The following is a 21,509-nucleotide window of genomic DNA, read 5'->3' on the forward strand; positions in this document are numbered from 1 at the left end:
GTGTGGAAATACCGGTACTGAAGAACTATATAAAAGATACACTTTACCGAATAGAAACAGAGAGTAGAGCCTTAGGCGTTGATATTTCGGTGAAAGCAATCAAGCCACCGATAAAAGATCGCTATTTCGTAAAAGTTATCGGCAGAGGGTATCCTCCTCCCACAAACATTTTCAGGTGGTGCACAGATCGGTTAAGAATTGATCCCATTCAGACTGCCATTAAACAATACGTTGGAGAAAAAGAGGCCACAGTAATTCTCGGAACTAGATTTTCTGAGAGTATTGAAAGGGACAAGATTTTAAAAACCAATGCCCTTGAAAACCCATACTTGTTCAAGCAACAGGGGCATCAAAAAACCACCTTATTCTGCCCGATTGTCGATTTCACGACGGAGGACGTATGGGAGGGATTGCATTGTATAGATGGCGTCGCTGCTATTGACCTACATCACATCTCGAAAATTTATAAAAAAATATCTGGGGAGTGCCCAATCATCCGTCTTCCTGAGACAAATCCTTGTAGCAAGGGTAGATTTGGCTGCTGGACCTGCACAGTGGTTCGTAAAGATAAAGCTTCGAAGAATTTGATTTCAAATGGATACACATCATTAGAGCCACTTCAAAGAAAATATGGACACCCAACATTAATGGCGCGGTAGTTGGCCTCCGACTATGCTTTGTTTAAGCATTTAACAAGGAGGTTATTATGCCGCGCCCTCGCCGAACTCAAATCAGCCTTGAAGATACACCTTACTACCACTGTTGCAGCCGCGTGGTGCGGCGAGCCTTTCTGTGTGGTGATGATGCCTACTCGGGCAAGAATTATGACCACCGCCGTGGTTGGGTGGAATCGTTATTGTTTGAACTGGAAGCTGTTTTTGCCATTGATGTGGCGGCATTCGCCATCATGAGTAATCATCTGCATCTGGTGTTGCATGTCGATATAGAGACAGCAAACCGATGGACAGACAGAGAAGTGCTTGAGCAATGGCATAAGTTGTTTAAAGGTGACGAGTTAACCCGCAAATTCACCCAGGGAGAGCTGATTGAAGCGCATGAAGTGCCCAGGCTGAGGCATACTATCGCGATTTTTCGCAGCAGGTTATGTGACATCAGTTGGTTCATGCGTTGTCTCAATGAACCGATAGCGCGTCAAGCCAATCAGGAAGATAACTGTACAGGCCGATTCTGGGAAGGAAGATTTAAGTCGCAAGCCTTACTGGATGAAGCCGCGGTGTTAACCTGCATGGCTTACGTTGACCTCAATCCCATCAGAGCCAAGATGGCCGATACGCCTGAGCAGTCGGCGCATACCAGCATTCGACTACGTATTCAGGCAGCATTGAAATGCGAACAACCCACCAAGCTACTGCCCTTTATTGGCAATGAATGCGATAACCAGCGCAGCGGTATTGCGTTTGGGCTCAAGGATTATCTTGAATTAGTGGATGATACTGGGCGTTGTATTCGCGATGATAAGCGTGGCGCGATAAGTGAAAAGAGTACCAAGCTGCTGACGCGGTTGAATATCCCTCATGAGAACTGGCTCAAGCTTACCACTGAATTTGGAAGACTATTTCGTGGGCCAGTAGGCACCTTGCAAGAGCTCAGCTGTTACTGCGAACACTTGGAGAAGCGACGACGGCATTTTGCAACCAGCTGTCAGTACTTTCAAACGGCCTAAACCCTACGCTATTTATCTCAACCACAGTTGTTGAAATCCCCTGAAGCATGGGTTGGGCTAGCACGGCTCAAATCTCGCATTTTTGCGTGAAATCGGTTCGATTTCATCAAACCTCTGCAACTCATGGATATCTTTCTACCTCCGGGTGCTCAAATCCCCTACTGGTGCTTGAACGCAGACAGAAAGAAGATTAAGTTATTGTTTTACAGTGGGTGGCTTGATTTTTATTAGACAGAAAGAAGATTAAGTTATTGTTTTACAGTGGGTGGCTTGATTTTTATATGTGGATTTGAATCTGCCAACAAGTTAAGGAGATGTAGTGTAAATGAGTGATGATTTATATGAGGTTATATATTTCGACCAACATTTGATTCTTAAAAAAAGCTTATATGAACAAGTGCCTCATAGTGGATTAAATGTGGCTTTTAGTTCTAATGAAGGTGTTATTCTTAGACCTCATATATATTTTCGCCCTATCAATATGACTGATACTTTTAATGAATATAAGTTCTCTGAATTAATATTTGAATGTTACGAAGGAATGGCCAATGTTGTTTCTCAATTAGTTGAAGAGAACGATGAGGAAGTCCACGTAATTACGCGTTATTTTATGAGGCACGACGATGAGAATGGTCGTTTATTGGGGGATAAATTCATATACAAAACGGAATATTACACTTTTGAATATCAAATTGAAAACTCTCTAGTACCTATCAAAAGTGCCTGTACTCCTTTGAATCCATTAGGTTTATCCTGTGAAGGTACGCTGGAGTGTTGGGTAGCAGAGATCACCTTGGATAAATATTTTTCTTTACTACGATAATCGTGGTTTTACACATAAAAAACTGCTAAAACGGACGCAGGAACATTCGGTGGTTTTGGTTCTGAGTGTGATTGGCTTGTAGTGGCCAATGAACTTGACCACTACACTGTTAGTACAAGTCTGAGCTAGTGCAGGTAATATTCGACATCAAGAACGGCTGGAGTGGGTCATTGTGTTTATTTGGCGACTAAACAATAACTCTCCAACCGTTTTCATTTTCAGTTCACGCTAATCTGCAATGAACCTCATTTTTTACGTTCGTTTTTAGACCGCTTCTTCGTTTTCTTCACCGGTACGGATACGAATAATACGTTCGATATCGGTCACAAAGATCTTGCCGTCGCCGATTTTACCGGTACGGGCGGTTTCGACAATCACATCCAGTGCCTGTTCCAGCAGATCATCCTGAATCACCAGCTCTATCTTCACCTTGGGCAGAAAGTCGACCATATACTCGGCACCACGGTACAACTCTGTATGTCCCTTCTGGCGGCCAAAACCTTTGACTTCCAGAACCGTCATACCGGTTATTCCTATCTCAGCCAACGCCTCACGGACATCGTCCAGTTTAAACGGCTTGATTATGGCTTCCACTTTCTTCATCAGGCACTCCTTTAGGGCTTGGAATTCTTTTGCGACTCATGACCATTCCCACGGCAATTTGACCGGAGAAATAGCTCGCGATTTTGCTTGTTCGCATACAATCGCAATAGCTTATCACGACATACTGCGGGCAAGAAGTGATTGTCCGCTCAGATGAAAAAACCAGGCCTATTCCTTCGCAGTAGCCATGATCAACTCGGTGTACTTATTCATCCCTTAGGTAAGCAAGTGCAATATTTAGTGCAAACTCATCTAAAAGGAAACCAGAACCAAGCCACTGCCTGGACTAAACTAACACTCAGGTTCGCCGGATGCGGGCCGCCCAACACTCAAGGATGAGATTATGCGTCATTTACAGCTTGGTTTTTCGCTGCTGGAGGTCATGGTCGCCATGGCTCTGCTGGCGGTACTGGCCTCGGTCGGGGCCCCCTCACTCAAGTCGCTCTACGAAGGTTATCGCGCCCAAACCGGCATCAAGCAAGTACAACAACTGCTGCAATTTGCCCGCAATCAGGCCATTAGTTATGGCGTCAGAGTCAGTGTCTGCGCTCTCAAGGATGGCCGCTGTGAAGCCGATGCCTGGCAACAAGGAGTAACGGTTTTCAGCGATCGCAACGGTAATCTGGCCCTGGATGATGACGACAAGCTGCTGTTTCAAAGCGGTGCTTTTGATAGCCAAGACATACTCAAGTACAACCGGGATGCAATACGCTTTCTGCCGGACGGATTGGCAACAGGAACCAATGGTACCTTCAAATATTGCCCGGGTCAGGCCAACAGTCCCCATTCCGAGGCCTTGGTCATCAATCAGGCGGGGCGAATCCGTCACTCTCAGGATGAAAATATCAATTGCCAGGATGGTGATGGCGGCTGAATTGACGACCACTGCACAGGATTTGCAAAGACAGCTGTAATTAACAACTCATTCACTTATACTTAAGCCTATCTATTCGTGTGAAGAGTTGACTATGGCTGTACCACATTTTTCCAGTTCCAGAATCCGCGGCTTTACTCTGGTCGAACTCATGGTCACCATTGCTGTAGCCGCCATACTGCTGTCTGTGGGGGTTCCCTCTCTCACCTCCTTGTATGAAGGCTACCGTAGTCAGTCGGAAATAAGCCGGATTGAGCAAGCCCTGTCCTTCGCCCGCAACCAAGCCATCAGCTACGGCATGACAGTAGAAGTGTGTGGCTATCAGAGTGCTGTCGGCTGCGCCGCCAATTTCAACAATGGCCTCAAGGTCTATACCACTGCCAGCGGCAGTGAAAAAGTGCTGCGGGTAGTGGAAGGCATCGACAGTAAGGACGCCATCAAAGGCAGCAATGTGGGCTTTCGTCCCGATGGGCTCAGCAACACCACAGGTGAAGTGACCTTTATCTATTGCCCGGCCAAACAGGCCAGCGGCTCAAGAAGTGTGACGGTTTCCAGCTCAGGGATGATCAAATACGGCGCCGACGGGCTTGCCTGTAGCTAGCAGGCAGTATCGGCCGGGTCATCGAGGATGCCTTAGCCATTATCCTCAAAGTATGCCCCAGGAGTGCAAGACTCTGCGCTCACAACAAAGACCCCAGCCTAGGCTGGGGTCTTTGTTTAAGTCGATTAAGCTTACTCTAGCGGGGGATAGTTTCCGCCACCAGCCATAAGGGTCTAAGGGCCTAAGGGTTAAATGGCCCAGCCGCCCATATAGAACACCACCAGGCCTATGGTGATAACCAACACACCTGGCTTGAGCTTACGCCACTCACCGCTGCAGATACGGCCGATAACCAGAGTTGCAAACCCCAGCATAATGCCTGTGACTATGTTGCAGGAGAGTATGATGAAGACGGCGCAGGTCAGTCCCGCCATGGCATCCACCTTGTCATCGAAGTCCAACTTGGTGACATTGGACAACATCAGCAGTCCCACATACATGAGCGCAGGCGCCGTGGCGTAGGCAGGTACCAAATAAGACAGGGGTGCCAGGAAGATCATCAGCAGGAACAACACACCCACCACAGTGGCGGTCAGGCCTGTTTTTCCGCCTGCGGCAGTACCGGCCGCCGATTCAATGTAAACAGCGGCAGGCGCGCCGCCCACCAGACCGGCGAAGATAGAGCTGACAGAATCCGAGGTCAGCGCCTTGCCGCCCCCTATGATGTTGTCATTCTTGTCCAGCAAATTGGCTTGTCCGGCTACGGCTCTTATGGTGCCAGTGGCATCGAAGATGGCGGTCATCACCAGCGCCAGCACTATCGGCAGCACCACAGGGTTAAGGGCCCCCATGATATCCAACTGGCCAATCAAAGAGCCTTCTGCGCCCAAGTCGGGTACCGCAAACACGCCTTTGAACTCCACATTGGGGTCAAACAGCAAACCAAACACTGACAGCGCGATGATCACCAACAGAATACCGCCCGGTACCCGGCGACGCTCGAGTCCGATAGTGGCAGCCAACCCCACGACAGTGGCAATCACCGGCAGGCTGTGGATATCGCCCAGCTTGACCGGTAAACCGGCATCATTGGCCACAATCAGTTGCACACTGTTAGTGGCAATCAGCAGCAGAAACAGGCCGATACCTATCCCTGTGCCATGGGCAATCCCCTTGGGTAGGTTAGCAAGCACCCACTGGCGAATGCCGGTAACACTCACCAGGGTAAAGACGATACCCATAAGGAAAATCGCCCCAAGGGTGACAGGCAGGCTCATGCCCTGCCCCAGAACCAAGCTGAAGGCGGTAAATGCAGTCAGTGAGATGGCGCAGCCTATTGCCATCGGCAGATTGGCCCACAGGCCCATCAGCAGTGAGCCGAAGGCGGCAATCAGACAGGTGGCAATAAACACAGAGCCGGGATCAAACCCGGCCTTTCCCAGCATGGAGGGGACAACGATAACTGAGTAAACCATGGCAAGAAACGTGGTCAAACCGGCGATCACTTCCTGGCGGACAGTGCTGCCACGATCGCTGATATTGAAGAAGCGTTCCAGCCATGATGATGTAGTAGGTACAGCGGTATTTGTCTTTGAAGACATCATAATTATTCTACCTTTTTGATCTCTTTGTTCGGGTCAGATGACGCCGGCTACGGCAGGTGAGAGCCCCGCTGGGCGGGTGAGAGATCCACAATAAAACGTGACCTGCAGGTGGTGGGCACCAAGGAATATCGTCAACCGATGTCCAACGCAGCCTTTGTTGGTCGCGGATAATACTGCAAATTGGCGCGCCCGGCTAAAAAGATTTCGGGATCTGTGGCTCATCCTGAATATGCAGTTGTTCATAACTTTTCATATTTACTCAAATCCCATTCATTGGCAGCGCAATCGCCATTCACATCCTTTCCCTATAGTGGCCCCATCAAGCAAACCCTGCTGCGTTGGAGCAATCACTATGTCTGAGTCCACATCAAGCAAAAAACAGGAACTTATGGCCCACGGCCTGATTATTTTCATGCTGTTTCCGGCCCTGACCATCACAGGTATCAGCCTCTATGGCCTGATCATCTGGATCATGCTGGCCCTCGGCGGCGTCGCCAGTCACTGATACAAGAGAGGATTGAATAGATGAAACGGTTAATAGCAATCTGGCGTACTCTCAACCGCCCAACCAAGTACCTGAGCCTGGGCGCCATCAGCCTGTCGGCCTTTATCATGGGCATTATTTTCTGGGGCGGCTTCAATACGGCGCTGGAAGCCACCAACACTGAGGCCTTCTGTATCAGCTGTCACTCGATGGAGAGCAATCCCTATCAAGAGCTGCAGCAAACTGTGCATTGGTCAAATCACTCCGGCGTGCGGGCAACCTGCCCTGATTGCCACGTGCCCCACGACTGGAGCCGCAAGATAGCCCGTAAGATGGAAGCATCTCACGATGTCTGGGGCTGGCTGTTCCAAACGGTCAACACTCCGGAAAAATTTGAAGCCAAGCGTCTGGAAATGGCCAGCCGTGAATGGAAACGCTTTGCCCGTGACAACTCCCAGGCCTGTAAAAACTGCCATGACTACAAGTCAATGAAATGGGACGAGATGTCAGCCCTGGCGCAAAAACAGATGAAACAAGCGGCCGAGAAAGATCAGTCCTGCATCGATTGCCACAAAGGCATAGCTCACAAGCTGCCTGATATGGGCACAGCCAGAGCCCCTGAACTGATTGCCGAAGTGGGTTCGGGTGAGACCTCACTGCAACAGGGCGGCAAATATTTCAGCGCCTTGACCAAACCTCTGTACCTGGATGACAAGAGCGCGGAAGAAGCCGGTACTCTGAACGTGGCCACCGAAATCAAGGTGCTGGAGCTCAAGGGCAAGCGGGTCAAAATCGCCATCGATGGCTGGCGTAAGAAGATAGGTGCCGGCCGGGTGATCTACATGGACTTCGGTATCAATATCCTCTCGGCTCAGTTGACCAAGGCTGCCGCCGAAACCGACGGGGTGATCAAGACCTTTGAAGAGAAAGAAGATCCCATGACTGGCCTCAAGTGGCAGCGTGTGGAAGCCGAGATCTGGACCGACAGCGATTATCTGCTGACCGAACTGGCACCACTCTGGGGTTATGCCCGCAGCACTTATGCCTCTAGCTGCAGTGTCTGCCACACCCAGCCCGATGAGCATCACTTCGATGCCAACACCTGGCCGGGCATGTTCCAGGGGATGTTGGCCTTCGTCAACATGGATCAGGACACCCAGGCACTGGTGCAGAAATACCTGCAACAACATTCTTCCACCTTCAGCAAAGAAGAGCACTAAGAGGTTGGCGTTATGAACAGAAGAGACTTTTTAAAAGGCCTGGCCTCCACTTCCGTTGTGGTTGCCGGAAGCAGTTCGGTACTCGCTCCCCTGTCGGCGCTGGCCAAGGGGATGGATGACGGTGACGCCTGGCTGACCACAGGCTCCCACTTCGGCGCATTTCGTATCAAGCGCCGCAACGGGGTTATCGCCGACGTCAAACCACTGGAATACGACAAGTATCCCACCGACATGATCCGCGGCATCCGTGGCCTGGTCTATAACCCATCGCGGATCCGTTATCCCATGGTGCGGCTCGACTTCCTGCTCAAGGGACACAAGAGCAATACCCATGAACGCGGCGACTTCCGTTTCGTTCGTGTCACCTGGGACAAGGCCTTGACTCTGTTCAAAGAGTCGCTGGATATCATTCAAACCCAGTACGGGCCATCTGGCCTGCACGCCGGACAAACCGGTTGGCGTGCCACCGGACAGCTGCACTCAAGCACCAGCCATATGCAGCGCGCCATCGCCATGCACGGCAACTTCGTCAAGAAAGTGGGCGACTACTCCACTGGCGCCGGGCAAACGATTATGCCTTATGTGCTGGGCTCTACCGAAGTGTACGCTCAGGGCACCTCCTGGCCGCTGATCCTCGAGCACAGCGATACCATAGTGCTCTGGTCCAACGATCCTTACAAAAACCTGCAGGTGGGCTGGAACGCCGAAACCCACGAGTCCTTCGCCTATCTGGCGCAGCTCAAGGAAAAGGTCAAAGCCGGTAAGATCCGGGTGATCAGCATAGATCCGGTCGAAACCAAGACCCAAGCCTATCTGGGTTGTGAGCAGCTGTATGTCAACCCACAAACAGACGTGGCCTTGATGTTGGGTATCGCCCATGAGATGTACACAGCCAAGCTGCATGATGCCAAGTTTATCGAAGGCTATAGTCTGGGCTTTGAAGAGTTCCTGCCCTACCTCCTGGGTGACAAAGACGGCATCGCCAAGACTCCGGAATGGGCCGAAGCCATCTGTGGCGTCAAGGCTGAAGTCATCCGCGATCTGGCCCGTACCCTGACCAAGGGCCGTACCCAGATCATGATGGGCTGGTGTATTCAGCGTCAGCAACACGGTGAGCAGCCTTACTGGATGGCGGCGGTACTGGCCACCATGATAGGCCAGATAGGCCTGCCTGGCGGTGGTATCAGCTATGGTCACCACTACTCAGGTATCGGGGTACCCGCCACAGGTGCCGCAGCACCGGGCGCCTTCCCGCGCAACCTGGACGAAGGCCAAAAGCCACTGTTTGACAACAACGACTTCAAGGGCGCCAGCAGCACTATTCCGGTCGCCCGCTGGATAGATGCCATTCTGGAGCCCGGCAAGACTATTGATGCCAACGGCAGCAAGGTCACCTATCCGGATATCCGCATGATGGTATTCTCGGGCAACAACCCCTGGAACCACCATCAGGACAGAAACCGTATGAAGCAGGCGTTTCGCAAGCTGGAATGCGTGGTCTCCATAGATGTGAACTGGACCGCCACCTGCCGCTTCTCAGACATAGTCTTGCCCGCCTGTACCACCATGGAGCGCAACGATATCGATGTCTACGGTGCCTACGCCGGCCGCGGTATTCTGGCGATGCACAAGATGGTTGAGCCGCTGTTTGAAAGTCTGTCTGACTTTGAGATATTCACCCGCTTTGCCAAAATACTCGGCAAGGAGAAGGAATACACCCGCGGGCTAACCGAAATGGAATGGCTGGAAAAACTCTACAGCGAGTGTAAGGCCGCCAACCAGGGCAAGTTTGCCATGCCGGACTTCAACGAGTTCTGGAAGCAGGGTTATGTGCACTTTGGTGAAGGGCAAAACTGGGTCAGACACGCCGACTTCCGTGAGGATCCTGAGATTAACCCCTTGGGTACTCCTTCCGGCCTGATTGAAATCTTCAGCCGTAAGATTGCCCAGTTCGGTTATGATGACTGCCCTGGCCACCCAGTGTGGATGGAAAAATCCGAGCGTAGCCATGGCGGTCCAGGCAGCGATAAGTACCCGGTTTGGCTGCAGTCCTGCCACCCGGACAAGCGCCTGCACTCACAGATGTGTGAGTCGAAGGAATATCGCGAAACCTATACGGTGCAAGGGCGTGAGCCGGTTTACATTAACCCTGAAGATGCCAGGGCCCGCGATATCAAAGACGGCGATCTGGTGCGGGTGTTCAACGACCGTGGCCAACTGCTGGCCGGTGCCGTCGTCTCCGGCCGTTTCCCCAAAGGGGTTATCCGGATCCATGAAGGCGCCTGGTATGGCCCGGTCGGTAAGGATGGCAGCGTCGAAGGCGGCGCCGAAATCGGTGCTCTGTGCAGCTATGGTGACCCCAATACCCTGACTCAGGATATAGGTACCTCCAAGCTGGCGCAGGCCTGCTCGGCCTACACTTGCCAGGTGGAATTTGAAAAGTTCACCGGCAAGGCGCCCAAGGTATCCTCCTTCGATGGGCCGATTGAGATAAAAATCTAAGGGAAGGTGCGAACAAGTCCCACGAGGACTTATTCGCACCATCACTAATCGCAGATAACTGAGGTAAGCCAATGGAACAGTTAAATCAAGGCAGAGCCATGCTGTATAACTTCCTCTCGGGTCTGTTCGCCCGCGAGTTGAACGCCGAGCGCCTCAGCCAGCTGACGGCACCGGACAGCAAGGCCTTCTGGCAACAGCTAAGCAGCGATCCCGCCCTCAAGCAAGCAGCCAAGCTGATGGAGCAAAAACTGCAATCCATCGCCTGGATGCAGGACAGAGACAAGGCGCTGCTGGAGCTGGCGGCAGACTTTTGCGGGCTGTTTCTGGTGGGCAGTAAACAGAGTGCTTCGCCCTATGCCGGCCTCTATCTGCAAGCGGATGAGGATGTCACCCTGTTCGGTGAGCAGCATCAACAGATGCTGGCTTTTTTGCAGCGAAGTCAGTTGCAGCTGAGCGGTGACTTCCCCGAGCCCGCCGACCACCTGGCGGTGATTCTGGCATACCAGGCTCATCTGTGTCTGAGCGCCTCGGCATCAACGCAACAGGAGTTTCTGCAAGAGTGCCTGCTCAGTTGGTTGGAGCCATTTTGTCAGCGGGTGACCGAATGCGATCGCGGCGGTTTTTATGCCGCGCTCGCGCGCCTGACCCTGGCCTTTGTTCAAAGCGATGCCGAGTGGCTGAAAGGCGCCGCAGCACATTGAGTGAGGCGATTTAGACAAGAGCTAACAAGCGCTTGCCTGAATCAAACATAATACTGCCCCTAATCAAAGGGCGCCAACTCAAGTATCGAGCGGCGCCCTTTCTATATAGCAGCCGGTAAATGCTGCACTTCCTGTCTTCAGAGCTTAAACACCAGGTAAAAAAGCGCCTTAGTCTGATTGCTGTTCCAGCCAGTTATCGAGCGCCTGCAATGATGCCGCTACGCAATCTGTCAGCTCGGTGAGTTCCTCGTCGCGCAAAGGTTTGCCAGCCTTGATGGCCTGCTCCAGCGCGGCGCAGCGCAAGTGCAGCGCTTCAAGCCCCATATTACCGCTGCTGCCCTTGAGTGCGTGCAGCTTGGCAGCCTGGATATCCAGTTGCCCATCTGCCGCCTGTAAAGCTTGCAGCTGCGCATCACTGCTGTCCACAAACTGCTGCCGCATCTCCAGCAAAGTAGCCTTGCCGAGCACCTGCAGGTCCTGCCCAAGTTGCTCCAGCGCCAGCCATTGGGCGTTGTCCGTATTGCGGGATTTAAGGCCTGGCGCTTGGGTCTCCTCTTCCTTATGGCGCTCATCACTCTGATTCGAGCCGGAGACAACCCCGAGCCAGTTGGCCAGAGCCTGCAATCCCAAGGGCTTACCCAGGACTATATCAAAGCCCATGGCCTGGTAATCTGCCATATCCTGAGTCTGCAACTGGGCAGTAAAGGCGGCAATCGGCACCTTGGTGCCCAGCTGTTGCCTTAGCTCAGGCAACAGCTCACTGCCGGAGCCGTCATTCAGCTGTAAATCCAGCATCACGGCATCAAATGGGCCTGACGTGTTATCAAGCAACACCCTCCGAGCCTCTGCCAAACTGACACACAAGAGTGACTCATGCCCAAGATGCGCCAAAAAGCCCTGAGCCACCAAGGCATTAACCCTGTTATCTTCCACCAGCAGCACCCGCTTGGCGATTTCACTCTGTGGCAAGCTACTCGATTGTTGCTCCCCCTGCTCACAGGGCTGAAGCGGCACACTGAAACTGAAACGGCTGCCCTGCCCTGGCGTACTGATGACTTCGATGGCGGGAGCATCCCCACTCTCACGGCCATTCATCAGTTGCACCAGGTCACGGCTGATACTCAGCCCAAGCCCGGTTCCTCTGGCACTGGCATGGGTCGCCTCTGTGGCATAAGGAGTAAACAGACGTGCCATGGCCTCGGGGCGGATACCGATACCTGTATCGGTCACGCTGAAGCACAGGCGCGCACCTTCAATACTGACCTCCAGGGTCACACTGCCCTTGGTGGTAAACTTGATGGCATTGCCCAGAAGGTTAAACAGTACCTGCCTGAGCTTGGGCCCATCTAGCCAGACCCATTCGGGCAATTCCGGCTTTAACAGCCTGAGCTCAAGCCCGGCAAGATTGGCCCCGGCCAACATGATGGCGGTCACTTCGTTGAGCAGCGCCGGCAACTCCACGGCCCTTGGCTCATTGATCAGCCTACCCTGCTCCAGACGTGAGAAGTCGAGAATGTCATTGAGCACGGTTTGCAGTTGAGTACCACTGTACTGGGACAGCGCCAGCATCTGCCGCGCCTTGGCGGGTAACTCCGCCTGCCCCAGCAGACTCAGAGTGCCGAGCAGGCCGTTAAGGGGCGTGCGTATTTCGTGGCTCATGGTGGCCAAAAACAGCGACTTGGCCTGACTGGCCTCTTCCAGCTGGGCGTTGGTCTGGGCGAGCTCGCGGGTTCGTTCGGCCACCTTCAGCTCCAGCGCCAGCTTATGCTCGGTCAACTCGGCTGCGGTGCGCTGCAGATCCTGCTGCAACTTTTGATTGTGGGCCGTTTTCTGTTTGAAGGCTTCCAGCGCCGAGGCCATGGCGGTAAGTTCATCATCGCCGTAGGAGCGTATGCTGACATTGGTATCGCCAAGACTCAGGCGACTGAGAGCCTGGGTGGCATCGCTCAAGCGCCGGGCGATACCCTTATAGATAACCTGCCAACTGACAAACAAGATCAGCAGCAACATCAAGGCGCCCGTCCCCCAGAGCCCGGCACTGGCCCAATTGAGCTGCCCCAGATAGTCGCGTCGGGCCAAATTCAGCTGTTGCTGTTGACCCTCGAGCGCAGCATCCACGGTTTGCTCCATCGACTTGAGGTTGTCCGAAATCACCAGTTGCCTTTGCTCCAGTTGCTGCTGCAACTGCCATATAGATTCGGCCAATTGTTGGCCGGCAGTCACCTGTTCAAGACGAGCAAATTCGGCCTCGAGCGCCTCGGCCCGGCCGGGGTCCCGAACCAAATCGGCCACGGGAATGCGCTTGAGCAATCCCGGGGACAGGACATCATCGGTCAACGGTGAATGGTTAATGGCGCCGACCAAGTCTTGCGGCGCATCGGCCGCTGCAAATATCTGCCCGAGCAAGGCTATCTTGTGGGTCAGTTTCAGGGCGCGGTTGAGCTGCTCGGCGCTGCTGAGATCCAGCTCTATAATGTCATCCACTGCCGCCGCCCCTGGGATCTGGCTCAGCTTGGCAATAATGACTGAGTCCAGCACCGCCAGCTCGGAGCGCAGCAGATTATCGGCCTGCTTGGAGGCCTGTACCAATAAAAGTCCTTTCTGTTTCAGCGCTTGGGTACGCTCAAGCCGCTCCCCCGTCTGTTCGCCGAGTAAGGTCAGCTCGGCGATAATGGTGGCCGCCGCCTGTTTCAGATTGGCCGAATCCGGCACCGCCAACTGCTCCAGGGTCGCAATCGCCGCCAACATGCGATTGCTTTCAAGAGACAGGCGACGCCCCAAATATTGACGCTGCTTTTCATCGGCAACCGTGCCCAGGCGCTGGGCATTCTCCGCCAGCGAGGTGGCCGATTGCGATAGCTGCCGCGCGGCTTCTGATGCGGGCAAGGCCTTCTCATACAGAAAGCTGTCTGCGCCCTTGACCCAGTAAAGGCTCAAGTTGCCCAGAGTCACCAGTAATAACAGCAGCAGCGCCAGCAAACAGAACGCCAGCATCAGACGGCCGGTCAGGCTGCTCAGCCATGAAGATAAAGGTCTCACTTGTTATCCTTGTTGATACCGGTCCGCATAGGCATTGACCCACTCAAACATTCAGCAGGAATGCTATGGTAGAATAGTGGCATCATATATCAGGACCTTCCCCATGAGCCAATTTGCCGCCAAGTTCGAGTCTTTGTTGCCGACAACCAAAAGACCTCTGCTGCTGTGGTTATTGGCTCTGCTGATGTTTACCCCTGCCGCGCTGGCCAATGAAACTTGGGAGCTTGAGCAGCGCAGTCCTTACAACGAAGCAATCCAGCAGGCCAGCCCTCTGACCCACACTCCGCTCACCAAGGCCAACAAGCCCTGGAAGCTGTGCGCTTTGGTGCCGCATCTTAAAGACGCCTATTGGATAGGGATTGATTATGGCTTGGCCAAACAGAGCCAAGCCTTGGGCCTGGGGCTGGAACTCCATGAAGCCGGTGGCTATGGCAACAACCAGACCCAGTTGGCGCAACTCAAATCCTGCCTCAATGGTGATGCCGATGCGATTTTGCTCGGCGCCGTCAGCCCACACCTGCTCGAGGGCCAGGCGCTGGAGCTGACCAAGCCGGTGTTGGCGCTGGTGAACCAACTGGCAGACAACCGGGTACGAACCCATATAGGAGTCAACTGGTATCAGATGGGTTATCTGACCGGTGAATTTCTCGCATCTACCCCGCACAAACGCCTGGCGATGCTGGCGGGCCCCGAAGGCCGTGGCGGAACCGACCTGGTGGAAAAAGGTGTCAGACAAGCACTGCAAGACAGCCAGGTGGAGATAGTGGCCGTGATGCATGCCGACAACAACCGTAATCTCTACCGGGATCAGCTCAATCTGTTGCTCAATCAAAATGAGCAGCCGCTGCCGCAAGCCTTGCTCGGCAGTGCCGTCGCCATTGAAGCCGCCATGGGCACTCTCAGGCAGAGAAACCTGACCAACAAAATGGCGCTGGTGAGCAGCTATCTATCACCGGATGTACTGCGCGCCCTCAAGCGCAACAAGGTTGCTTATGCCAATGATGACAGAGTGGTACTGCAGGGGCGGCTGGCGGTCGATCTCGCCGTCAGGCTGTTGCAGGGGGAAAAGGCGTTTGGTGATATAGGTCCGGCAATTTTGCAGTTGCGCCCGGATAACCTTAAAAGCATGCAACTGGATGACAGTTTGGCACCGGCAGACTTCTACCCCATATACAGAGTGGAAGCCAAGGGCTCAGAACTCAGTCGCTGACATCGGCGGCAAACAGATAGCCTTCACCGTGCACAGTGACAAACAGCTCTGGGCTCAGTTTGCTGCGCAGGCGCCGAATAATCACATCTATGGTGCGGTCGTTGACATCCTGATCCCTGTGGCTGGTTTGCTGCATCAAGCGCTCTCTCGAGAGCACCTGCTGCGGATGCAGGGCAAAGGCCACCAAGAGTTCAAACTCCGCCTTGGTCAACTTGATAGCCTGCCCATCCAGGCTCAAACGGCGACTATTGAGCTGCAGATGATAGCCCTCGAAATAGAGATTATCGTCCGAGCGCGACAGTTGTTCGGCCGTTTGCTGCTGGGCCTTTTTCACCAGAGAGATGCGCCAGAGCAGGTTTTTGACCCTGACCCTGAGCTCGCGAAACTCAAACGGCTTGGTGACATAATCATCGGCGCCCATCTCCAGGCCCACTATCTTATCTATCGCCTCATCCCGGCCGGTTACCAGAATAATGCCCACATCTGAGCGGCTGCGCAGCTCACGGGTCAGCATCAGGCCATCGTCCCCCGGCATATTGATATCCAGCATCACCAGATCCACATGCTGTTGCTGCAGTTGCTGCCACATCTGCTCACCGTCGGCGGCTTCCATTACCTGGTAACCATCTTTTTCAAAATAGCCTTTCAAACGAGTCCGAATGATAGCCTCATCGTCCACTATCAATATGCGGTATGCCATGCTTGTATTCCAACCGGCTGGGGTAGACGCCATTATTCACAATTTTTCATATTTTGTCTGTAGCGGATAGATATTTGACCTGAGTTCGGTGCCAAGCGCTTCTTATGTGGCTACAATAAGGACAGACCAAGAATTAAAGGACTGAATATGGACGAAAAGCGCAAGTTTTCACGGATCCTGTTTACCATAGATGCCCAGTTGAGCTGCGGTGACAAGATATGGGGCACCCACTTGTTGGATCTCTGTCTCAACGGCGCCATGGTAGAAGAACCTGCCGATTTCGCTCCCGAAGGCGTGCTGGAGCTGAGTTTTCGCCTACCTCAGTCCGAGGTGCAACTCTGTATGGAGGCCGAAGTTGTGCATCGCCGCAACGGCCTTCTGGGTCTCAAGTGTGCCCTCATCGATGTCGAGAGCATCAGTCACTTAAGAAGGCTGTTGGAGTTGAATCTTGGCGATGCCTCACTGCTGCACCGGGAGTTGGAGCAGTTTATCGCCGAACATGAACAGAGCCGCTGAGGCGGCTCCTGCTTCGCAGTATACAGGGCCGCAATAGCCCTGTTTTCCGGGCTATGACTCACATAGCAATCACATAGCGCTCATATAGCAATCATAAAGCCCCGAGCGCCTCGCTGAGTTTGCTCACCCCTATCACCTGCATCCCCTGAGGCGGTTTTTTCGGCATATTGGCCTTGGGCACTATTGCCCGAGTAAAGCCGTGCTTGGCAGCTTCGACCAAACGCTCCTGGCCATTGGGCACGGGACGTATCTCGCCGGAAAGGCCCACTTCGCCGAACACCACCAGATCTCTGGGCAGAATATCACCGCGGAAACTGGAAACCATGGCCAGCAGCAGAGTCAAATCGGCGCTGGTTTCTGTCACCTTGACACCACCGACCACGTTGACAAACACGTCCTGATCCGACATCTGTAAGCCGCCATGACGATGCATTACCGCCAGCAACATAGCCAAACGGTTGGCATCCATCCCCACTGCGACCCGCCGCGGATGCGACAGTGCCGAGCTGTCTACCAACACCTGCAGTTCCACCAACAGCGGCCGGGTGCCCTCCCAAACCACCATCACCAAGGAGCCGGAGGCGGCTTCATCGGCGCGTGACAGAAATATCGCCGACGGATTGGCCACTTCTTTGAGCCCCCGCTCCGTCATGGCGAATACCCCCAGTTCATTGATCGCGCCGAAGCGGTTCTTGTGCGAGCGCAAGGTGCGGTAGCGGCTATCGCTGTCCCCTTCAAACATCACAGAGCAATCTATGCAATGCTCCAACACCTTGGGGCCGGCCAGAGAGCCGTCTTTGGTAACATGGCCCACCATGATGATGGCGATACCGTTTTGCTTGGCAAACCGGGTCAGAAAGGCGGCCGATTCACGAACCTGGGCCACACTGCCGGGGGAGGACTGCACATCGCTGATATGCATCACCTGAATCGAGTCTATTACTATGACCTTGGGCTTCTCCCGCAGTGCCACAGTGCAGATGGTCTCGACACTGGTTTCGGACAACATTTTCAAGCGCCCTGTGGGCAGGCCCAAACGATGGGCACGCATCGCCACTTGCTGCAAAGATTCCTCGCCGGTCACATAGAGAGCCGGCATGGTCTCGGCCAGCTGACATAAAGTCTGCAGCAGCAAGGTACTCTTGCCGGCACCCGGATGCCCGCCAATCAAGATGGCACTGCCGGCGACTATGCCGCCACCGAGCACTCGGTCAAATTCGATAAAGCTGCTGGGGATCCTTGGCACTTCGTTGAGATCTATCTGATCCAGCGTCTGGATCTCACTGGCACTGGCACCGGCATAACCGCTGAACTGACCGCCCCGGGATGGCGTGGCCGCCCCCAGTCTGACTTCAGTAATGGTATTCCATTCATGACAGGCACTGCACTGCCCCTGCCAGCGGGGAAAGTCCTGGCCACATTCGTTGCACACGTATGCTGTTTTATTCTTCGCCATCTGGGTTCAAACTTGTGTAAAATCTGTAATAGTTAATTAAAATAATTGCACTTTCAAAGTGATACTTTCAGCGTGATAATCCCGAATTGGGTTCAAGCTTCCCAAAGCCGGGCCGACATAAGACTAACAGTCAGCACAAGAATAAGCACCCTTTAAAGAGCGAGTCCATGAGCCCAGATCACCACAGCGCCCTGATTGAACAACTCAAGCCCCTGATGATGGAGCCGGACTTCAGTGAGATCTTCTTGCAGCTCACCGCCGAAGAGTCCAACTCGACCCGCTTTCTGTTAAAGATGGAAATCCAGCGCCTGGCTTCCCCCTGCCTGAGGATCATTGACCTCAGAGACAAGTCGGAACTGCCCTGCCAGGAGTATCGCTTCGCCGACCAACGCCACTTCCTCGATGACCCGGCCAAAGAGGCCTTTGATGCCGCACTGGCACTGTACCGCAACCAGTACACCATGGGAGTGTACGAGCAGGTGATGGAGGCGCATCGCCAGCGTCGCCAAAAGCTGCAGCAAACGCCCCGCAATCAGGAAGGACAGGGGAATCCCTATCTGGTACCCGGGATTGTGCTGGGGCGCTACTTCAACCGCAGTGAAGAGCGGATGAACTACAGCATCAAGATAGCTGTTTCCCAACCCGGCAGAGAGGAGGTGCGCGGCAATACCGCGGATCTCTCCGTCGGTGGCGCCAGAGTGCGCCTGCCCGCCAGACACAATTTCGATCTCAACCGGCCGCTGCGGGTCAAGCTGCTGGATCTCAGCGATGAATACTATTACCGGGATCTGCAACTCGGGGTCGACTACCAGATAGTCGATGCCCAGACTGAGCAGGACACCTGCTGGATGCGGCTCAAGCGCATCGGCGGCAGCGAACAGTTGGCCGAAATGCTCGCCAGCCTCATTCGCGGCTATAAGTTCCGCTATAAGGTGGATGTCAACGATGTGCTGGTAACCGCCACGGGAATGGGGTTCGAGCGCCATTACCTGGCTCATCTGCCGCACCTGCCGCTGTTTATCGAACAAGACAACCAAGGCAAGCCTGCTATTGGTGCTCTGCTGCTTAGCCGGGACAATCAGGCACTGCTGCACGATTTCCTCGATGAAGCCGATATCAACCAATTGCCGGGACTGCTGAGCAAGCAGAGACTGGCGGCCATGCTCGCCGAGCCGGACAACGCCGACCACAGATTACTGTTCAGCTTTACCTATAATGCCCGTGGTCAACTCTACTTCTACTCAGCCAGCCTCAGCGAACTGAAAAAAAGCCGCCTGCAACCTCTGTTTCTTGGCTTTGGTGCCACCAAGGGCAGTTGGAAGGTTATCCAGGTGAGCCTGGATGCCATAGACCACCGGGGTTCCTACAAGGCCTCCATGCTCCCGGGCGATGACAGCAACTACTCGGCACTGACTGAGCAGCAGCTGAGCAAATACAGCCACATATTACAGTTGATGGATGTGACCGACGAACAGGCCGCCGAAGAGTATCGACGCTGGCCATTCAAGATGGACGCCAATGAGCTCAAGCGTTTCGGCCAAGCCAAAATCACCACCAACAGTATCCGATTGGTGTCCATGTATTTCAGCGAACGGCGCCAGGAAGCCAGGTTCTCCTTCAAGACCCTGGTCAACATCAGTCAGGGCAAACAGCAATACACAGGGATCACCCATGATATTTCCAGTCGTGGCCTGCAGCTGAATCTGGATGAGAATGCGACTCTCAATCCCAAGGAGCCGCTGCTGCTGAGCTTTCCCAAACTGCAGGACCTGGCGCCCAAGGCAAAACTTCAGGCGCTGCCCTATCGATTGGTGCGCAGCCGTAAAAACGGTGTCACCCTGCATCTGGCGGCAGTTATGGGCCACACGCCTCATCCGGGCGTGGAGTTTTTACATCGCCTGATAGAGCAAAACCGCGAGAAATTGCAGCAACTGACAGAGGATAACTCTGAGGTCAAAGAACTGGCCGAAGCGATGAAAAACCTCTTGATGCGCAAACTGCATTCAGTGCCTTTTCTTGTGGAAAAAACCGTCAAGTCTTTCCGTTTGTCGGCGCTTGGGGTCGGCGTAGAACCGGATGCCGTCAGCGACTTGTTCGCCAACAGCAGCGCTGAGCAATTGCAGTTCAATCTCGAACCTTTACTGCAAGACGGCCGGCTGAAGCGCGACTTTATCGGCCCGATACGGGCGATGAAGCCGCAGATGACCATGGACAGCTTCGAAGTCTTTGTGCAGTTGGTGCGCCAATCCAGCGGCCAGTTGCGGCTGCGCTGCACCGCCCGCCATGAACTGGCGGAGCGTCAGGCCCAAGTGGATTTTATCCGTCAGGCGCAATCGCTCGGCAGCTTTATGGCCTTGAAAGTCTATCGCGGCGCCGCCGGTAAACCGGATCTGGGCTATATCCGCCGCGAACTGGAATATATAGGTGTTCATGCCAAGCACAAGGCCAAGAAGCTCGAAGAGATGCTGTGGCGGGTAGTGGGCGTTGGCGAGTTTTTGGAAATCACCAGCGAGGTCTTGCTGCGCTACCCGGAATTAAATCCAGAAGCTCAGTCACTGACGCTGGAAAGCTCAAAACCCTGATACCAGGCGAGCACCTTGTTGAAATGATCGTTTGGTGCATCCACATGGGTCAGCATATCCGCATGACCATAGTCGTGGCGATTGCCGTTTTCCCGTGACAGTAAGGTAAAGCGGCTATTTTGCAAGCCGCATTCGGCCATCATATCCAGCACATCTTCCGGGTTGCCGAGCACAGTGTCATTCTGTCCGGCGATAAACCAACTCTTGGGCCAAGTGGCTTTGGCGGCAGCCCGGCCATAGTCGAAACCATCGTCATGATCTATCCAATCACCGCGTACCCAATCTATGCTCTGCTGTAGCGAAGCCCGGCTCTCGTTATCCATGCCCATGCGCCACTTGTCGGCCGCGAGATAGCCGTGACCGGCGGCAATGCCGGGAGCCAGGCGGTTCCAAACGAGATCCACCATCAGCCACTTTTTCAATGACCTGACTCTGATGGTGCGCTTGCTGCCAAAGGTAAGCAGTGATGCCACCGAGGCTTGCAGTTCAGGAAATCGGGCCAAGGCGCTGGCCATCAGCACCCCGCCCCATGAATGGGCACACCAATGGAGCTTGTCCAAAGACTCGGCCTCGAGCAGATACTGCTGCACCAGGGGCAATTGTTCACGGATGACCTCGCCTTGTCCAAGCTCAAACCCTCGCGCCAACTTAGGCGTGCTGAGGCCGCGACCTGCACTGTCCATTACATAGACGGTAAAACCAGCCTGGGCCAGAAACGGTGCCAGACCTCGACCTCTGCTGCTGTAAAACACCCGGCCGTTGGACATGGCGCCATGCAACATCAAAATCGGGATCTGATGCCGAAAACCGGCTGCGGGAGAAATTTTGCGAAGATGCAGTTCGCCATCTCGATAAGGCAGAAAGATTGATTGCTGTATAGTTTCCATGGAGTGTGTCGTCACCGGGTTCTATAGCAAAAGCTAATGAATCCCGGTCACAAAAACAAGAGCAATCACTCTAATTCTAATTG

The 21,509-nt window shown here is 53.8% G+C and carries 17 protein-coding genes and 1 pseudogene; 12 read left to right on the forward strand and 6 right to left on the reverse strand.

The genetic code is table 11. The features are described from left to right. From ON072_RS06125 to ON072_RS06135, 3 genes and pseudogenes are all read left to right on the forward strand, one after another. A pseudogene (locus ON072_RS06125) lies at positions 1 to 659 on the forward strand (hypothetical protein); the annotation flags it as partial. 47 nt (positions 660 to 706) lie between these two features. After that, positions 707 to 1,684: a transposase gene (locus ON072_RS06130; protein WP_274625990.1), complete on the forward strand. Its 978-nt coding sequence runs from the start codon at positions 707 to 709 to the stop codon at positions 1,682 to 1,684. A 325-nt stretch (positions 1,685 to 2,009) separates the two neighbouring features. Next, positions 2,010 to 2,507, forward strand: a complete 498-nt coding sequence (locus tag ON072_RS06135) for a hypothetical protein (RefSeq protein ID WP_054744774.1) — start codon at positions 2,010 to 2,012, stop codon at positions 2,505 to 2,507. Positions 2,508 to 2,771: 264 nt separating this feature from the next. Here ON072_RS06135 and glnB read toward each other — a convergent pair whose 3' ends face one another. After that, entirely contained in the window at positions 2,772 to 3,110 is a 339-nt protein-coding gene (gene glnB, locus ON072_RS06140) for a nitrogen regulatory protein P-II (RefSeq protein WP_025009956.1), read from the reverse strand. Positions 3,111 to 3,453: 343 nt separating this feature from the next. On the opposite strand from glnB, the gene ON072_RS06145 reads away from it, so the two are divergent. Both ON072_RS06145 and ON072_RS06150 read left to right on the forward strand, forming a co-directional pair. Next, complete coding sequence (locus tag ON072_RS06145) at positions 3,454 to 3,984, forward strand: GspH/FimT family pseudopilin (protein WP_044733942.1); 531 nt, start codon at positions 3,454 to 3,456, stop codon at positions 3,982 to 3,984. 94 nt (positions 3,985 to 4,078) lie between these two features. Continuing rightward, the gene (locus ON072_RS06150; RefSeq protein WP_025009954.1) at positions 4,079 to 4,585 is read left to right on the forward strand and encodes a GspH/FimT family pseudopilin; all 507 of its coding nucleotides are present in this window, start codon (positions 4,079 to 4,081) and stop codon (positions 4,583 to 4,585) included. Between the two features lie 188 nt (positions 4,586 to 4,773). Here the strand turns inward: ON072_RS06150 and ON072_RS06155 are convergent, their stop codons facing one another. Continuing rightward, the gene (locus tag ON072_RS06155) at positions 4,774 to 6,129 is read right to left on the reverse strand and encodes an NCS2 family permease (protein ID WP_129979482.1); all 1,356 of its coding nucleotides are present in this window, start codon (positions 6,127 to 6,129) and stop codon (positions 4,774 to 4,776) included. Positions 6,130 to 6,481: 352 nt separating this feature from the next. Here ON072_RS06155 and ON072_RS06160 point away from each other — a divergent pair, with 352 nt between their 5' ends. From ON072_RS06160 to torD, 4 genes are all read left to right on the forward strand, one after another. Then, on the forward strand, positions 6,482 to 6,634 hold the full coding sequence (locus tag ON072_RS06160) for a nitrate reductase (RefSeq protein ID WP_025009952.1): 153 nt from the start codon (positions 6,482 to 6,484) through the stop codon (positions 6,632 to 6,634). A gap of 20 nt (positions 6,635 to 6,654) precedes the next feature. Then, a complete protein-coding gene (torC, locus tag ON072_RS06165; RefSeq protein WP_025009951.1) occupies positions 6,655 to 7,833 on the forward strand; it encodes a pentaheme c-type cytochrome TorC in 1,179 nt (392 codons plus the stop codon). Between the two features lie 12 nt (positions 7,834 to 7,845). Then, positions 7,846 to 10,335 carry a trimethylamine-N-oxide reductase TorA gene (torA, locus tag ON072_RS06170; RefSeq protein ID WP_274625991.1) on the forward strand — a complete coding sequence of 830 codons (2,490 nt, stop codon included), beginning with the start codon at positions 7,846 to 7,848 and terminating at the stop codon, positions 10,333 to 10,335. 71 nt (positions 10,336 to 10,406) lie between these two features. Then, complete coding sequence (gene torD, locus ON072_RS06175) at positions 10,407 to 11,036, forward strand: molecular chaperone TorD (protein ID WP_144218572.1); 630 nt, start codon at positions 10,407 to 10,409, stop codon at positions 11,034 to 11,036. A 168-nt stretch (positions 11,037 to 11,204) separates the two neighbouring features. Here torD and torS read toward each other — a convergent pair whose 3' ends face one another. Continuing rightward, the gene (gene torS, locus ON072_RS06180; RefSeq protein WP_274625992.1) at positions 11,205 to 14,075 is read right to left on the reverse strand and encodes a TMAO reductase system sensor histidine kinase/response regulator TorS; all 2,871 of its coding nucleotides are present in this window, start codon (positions 14,073 to 14,075) and stop codon (positions 11,205 to 11,207) included. Positions 14,076 to 14,259: 184 nt separating this feature from the next. Between torS and torT the strand changes: the two genes are divergently transcribed. Continuing rightward, positions 14,260 to 15,285: a TMAO reductase system periplasmic protein TorT gene (gene torT, locus ON072_RS06185; protein ID WP_274626002.1), complete on the forward strand. Its 1,026-nt coding sequence runs from the start codon at positions 14,260 to 14,262 to the stop codon at positions 15,283 to 15,285. On the opposite strand, the gene torR is transcribed toward torT, so the two are convergent. Next, positions 15,275 to 15,985 (reverse strand): two-component system response regulator TorR, encoded by a 711-nt coding sequence (gene torR / locus ON072_RS06190; RefSeq protein ID WP_025009949.1) that lies wholly within the window; start codon positions 15,983 to 15,985, stop codon positions 15,275 to 15,277. The two genes, torT and torR, sit on opposite strands and share 11 nt — an antisense overlap. A 147-nt stretch (positions 15,986 to 16,132) precedes the next feature. On the opposite strand from torR, the gene ON072_RS06195 reads away from it, so the two are divergent. Continuing rightward, positions 16,133 to 16,501 carry a PilZ domain-containing protein gene (locus ON072_RS06195; RefSeq protein ID WP_025009948.1) on the forward strand — a complete coding sequence of 123 codons (369 nt, stop codon included), beginning with the start codon at positions 16,133 to 16,135 and terminating at the stop codon, positions 16,499 to 16,501. A 91-nt stretch (positions 16,502 to 16,592) separates the two neighbouring features. Here the strand turns inward: ON072_RS06195 and radA are convergent, their stop codons facing one another. Continuing rightward, a complete protein-coding gene (gene radA / locus ON072_RS06200) occupies positions 16,593 to 17,957 on the reverse strand; it encodes a DNA repair protein RadA (RefSeq protein WP_062793366.1) in 1,365 nt (454 codons plus the stop codon). 167 nt (positions 17,958 to 18,124) lie between these two features. On the opposite strand from radA, the gene ON072_RS06205 reads away from it, so the two are divergent. Then, positions 18,125 to 20,539: a PilZ domain-containing protein gene (locus ON072_RS06205; RefSeq protein WP_208191534.1), complete on the forward strand. Its 2,415-nt coding sequence runs from the start codon at positions 18,125 to 18,127 to the stop codon at positions 20,537 to 20,539. On the opposite strand, the gene ON072_RS06210 is transcribed toward ON072_RS06205, so the two are convergent. Then, on the reverse strand, positions 20,506 to 21,426 hold the full coding sequence (locus ON072_RS06210; RefSeq protein ID WP_045283641.1) for an alpha/beta fold hydrolase: 921 nt from the start codon (positions 21,424 to 21,426) through the stop codon (positions 20,506 to 20,508). The two genes, ON072_RS06205 and ON072_RS06210, sit on opposite strands and share 34 nt — an antisense overlap. Positions 21,427 to 21,509 lie beyond the last annotated feature (83 nt).

The sequence above is a fragment of the Shewanella sp. K8 genome, from assembly GCF_028823715.1.
Lineage (GTDB): Bacteria > Pseudomonadota > Gammaproteobacteria > Enterobacterales > Shewanellaceae > Shewanella > Shewanella algae.

Bases quoted from the DNA above. Each gene is read 5' to 3' on its own strand.
- ON072_RS06130 (WP_274625990.1), top strand. From the start codon at position 707: ATGCCGCGCCCTCGCCGAACTCAAATCAGCCTTGAAGATACACCTTAC.
- ON072_RS06135 (WP_054744774.1), top strand. From the start codon at position 2,010: ATGAGTGATGATTTATATGAGGTTATATATTTCGACCAACATTTGATT.
- glnB (WP_025009956.1), bottom strand. From the start codon at position 3,110: ATGAAGAAAGTGGAAGCCATAATCAAGCCGTTTAAACTGGACGATGTC.
- ON072_RS06145 (WP_044733942.1), top strand. From the start codon at position 3,454: ATGCGTCATTTACAGCTTGGTTTTTCGCTGCTGGAGGTCATGGTCGCC.
- ON072_RS06150 (WP_025009954.1), top strand. From the start codon at position 4,079: ATGGCTGTACCACATTTTTCCAGTTCCAGAATCCGCGGCTTTACTCTG.
- ON072_RS06155 (WP_129979482.1), bottom strand. From the start codon at position 6,129: ATGATGTCTTCAAAGACAAATACCGCTGTACCTACTACATCATCATGG.
- ON072_RS06160 (WP_025009952.1), top strand. From the start codon at position 6,482: ATGTCTGAGTCCACATCAAGCAAAAAACAGGAACTTATGGCCCACGGC.
- torC (WP_025009951.1), top strand. From the start codon at position 6,655: ATGAAACGGTTAATAGCAATCTGGCGTACTCTCAACCGCCCAACCAAG.
- torA (WP_274625991.1), top strand. From the start codon at position 7,846: ATGAACAGAAGAGACTTTTTAAAAGGCCTGGCCTCCACTTCCGTTGTG.
- torD (WP_144218572.1), top strand. From the start codon at position 10,407: ATGGAACAGTTAAATCAAGGCAGAGCCATGCTGTATAACTTCCTCTCG.
- torT (WP_274626002.1), top strand. From the start codon at position 14,260: ATGTTTACCCCTGCCGCGCTGGCCAATGAAACTTGGGAGCTTGAGCAG.
- torR (WP_025009949.1), bottom strand. From the start codon at position 15,985: ATGGCATACCGCATATTGATAGTGGACGATGAGGCTATCATTCGGACT.
- ON072_RS06195 (WP_025009948.1), top strand. From the start codon at position 16,133: ATGGACGAAAAGCGCAAGTTTTCACGGATCCTGTTTACCATAGATGCC.
- radA (WP_062793366.1), bottom strand. From the start codon at position 17,957: ATGGCGAAGAATAAAACAGCATACGTGTGCAACGAATGTGGCCAGGAC.
- ON072_RS06205 (WP_208191534.1), top strand. From the start codon at position 18,125: ATGAGCCCAGATCACCACAGCGCCCTGATTGAACAACTCAAGCCCCTG.
- ON072_RS06210 (WP_045283641.1), bottom strand. From the start codon at position 21,426: ATGGAAACTATACAGCAATCAATCTTTCTGCCTTATCGAGATGGCGAA.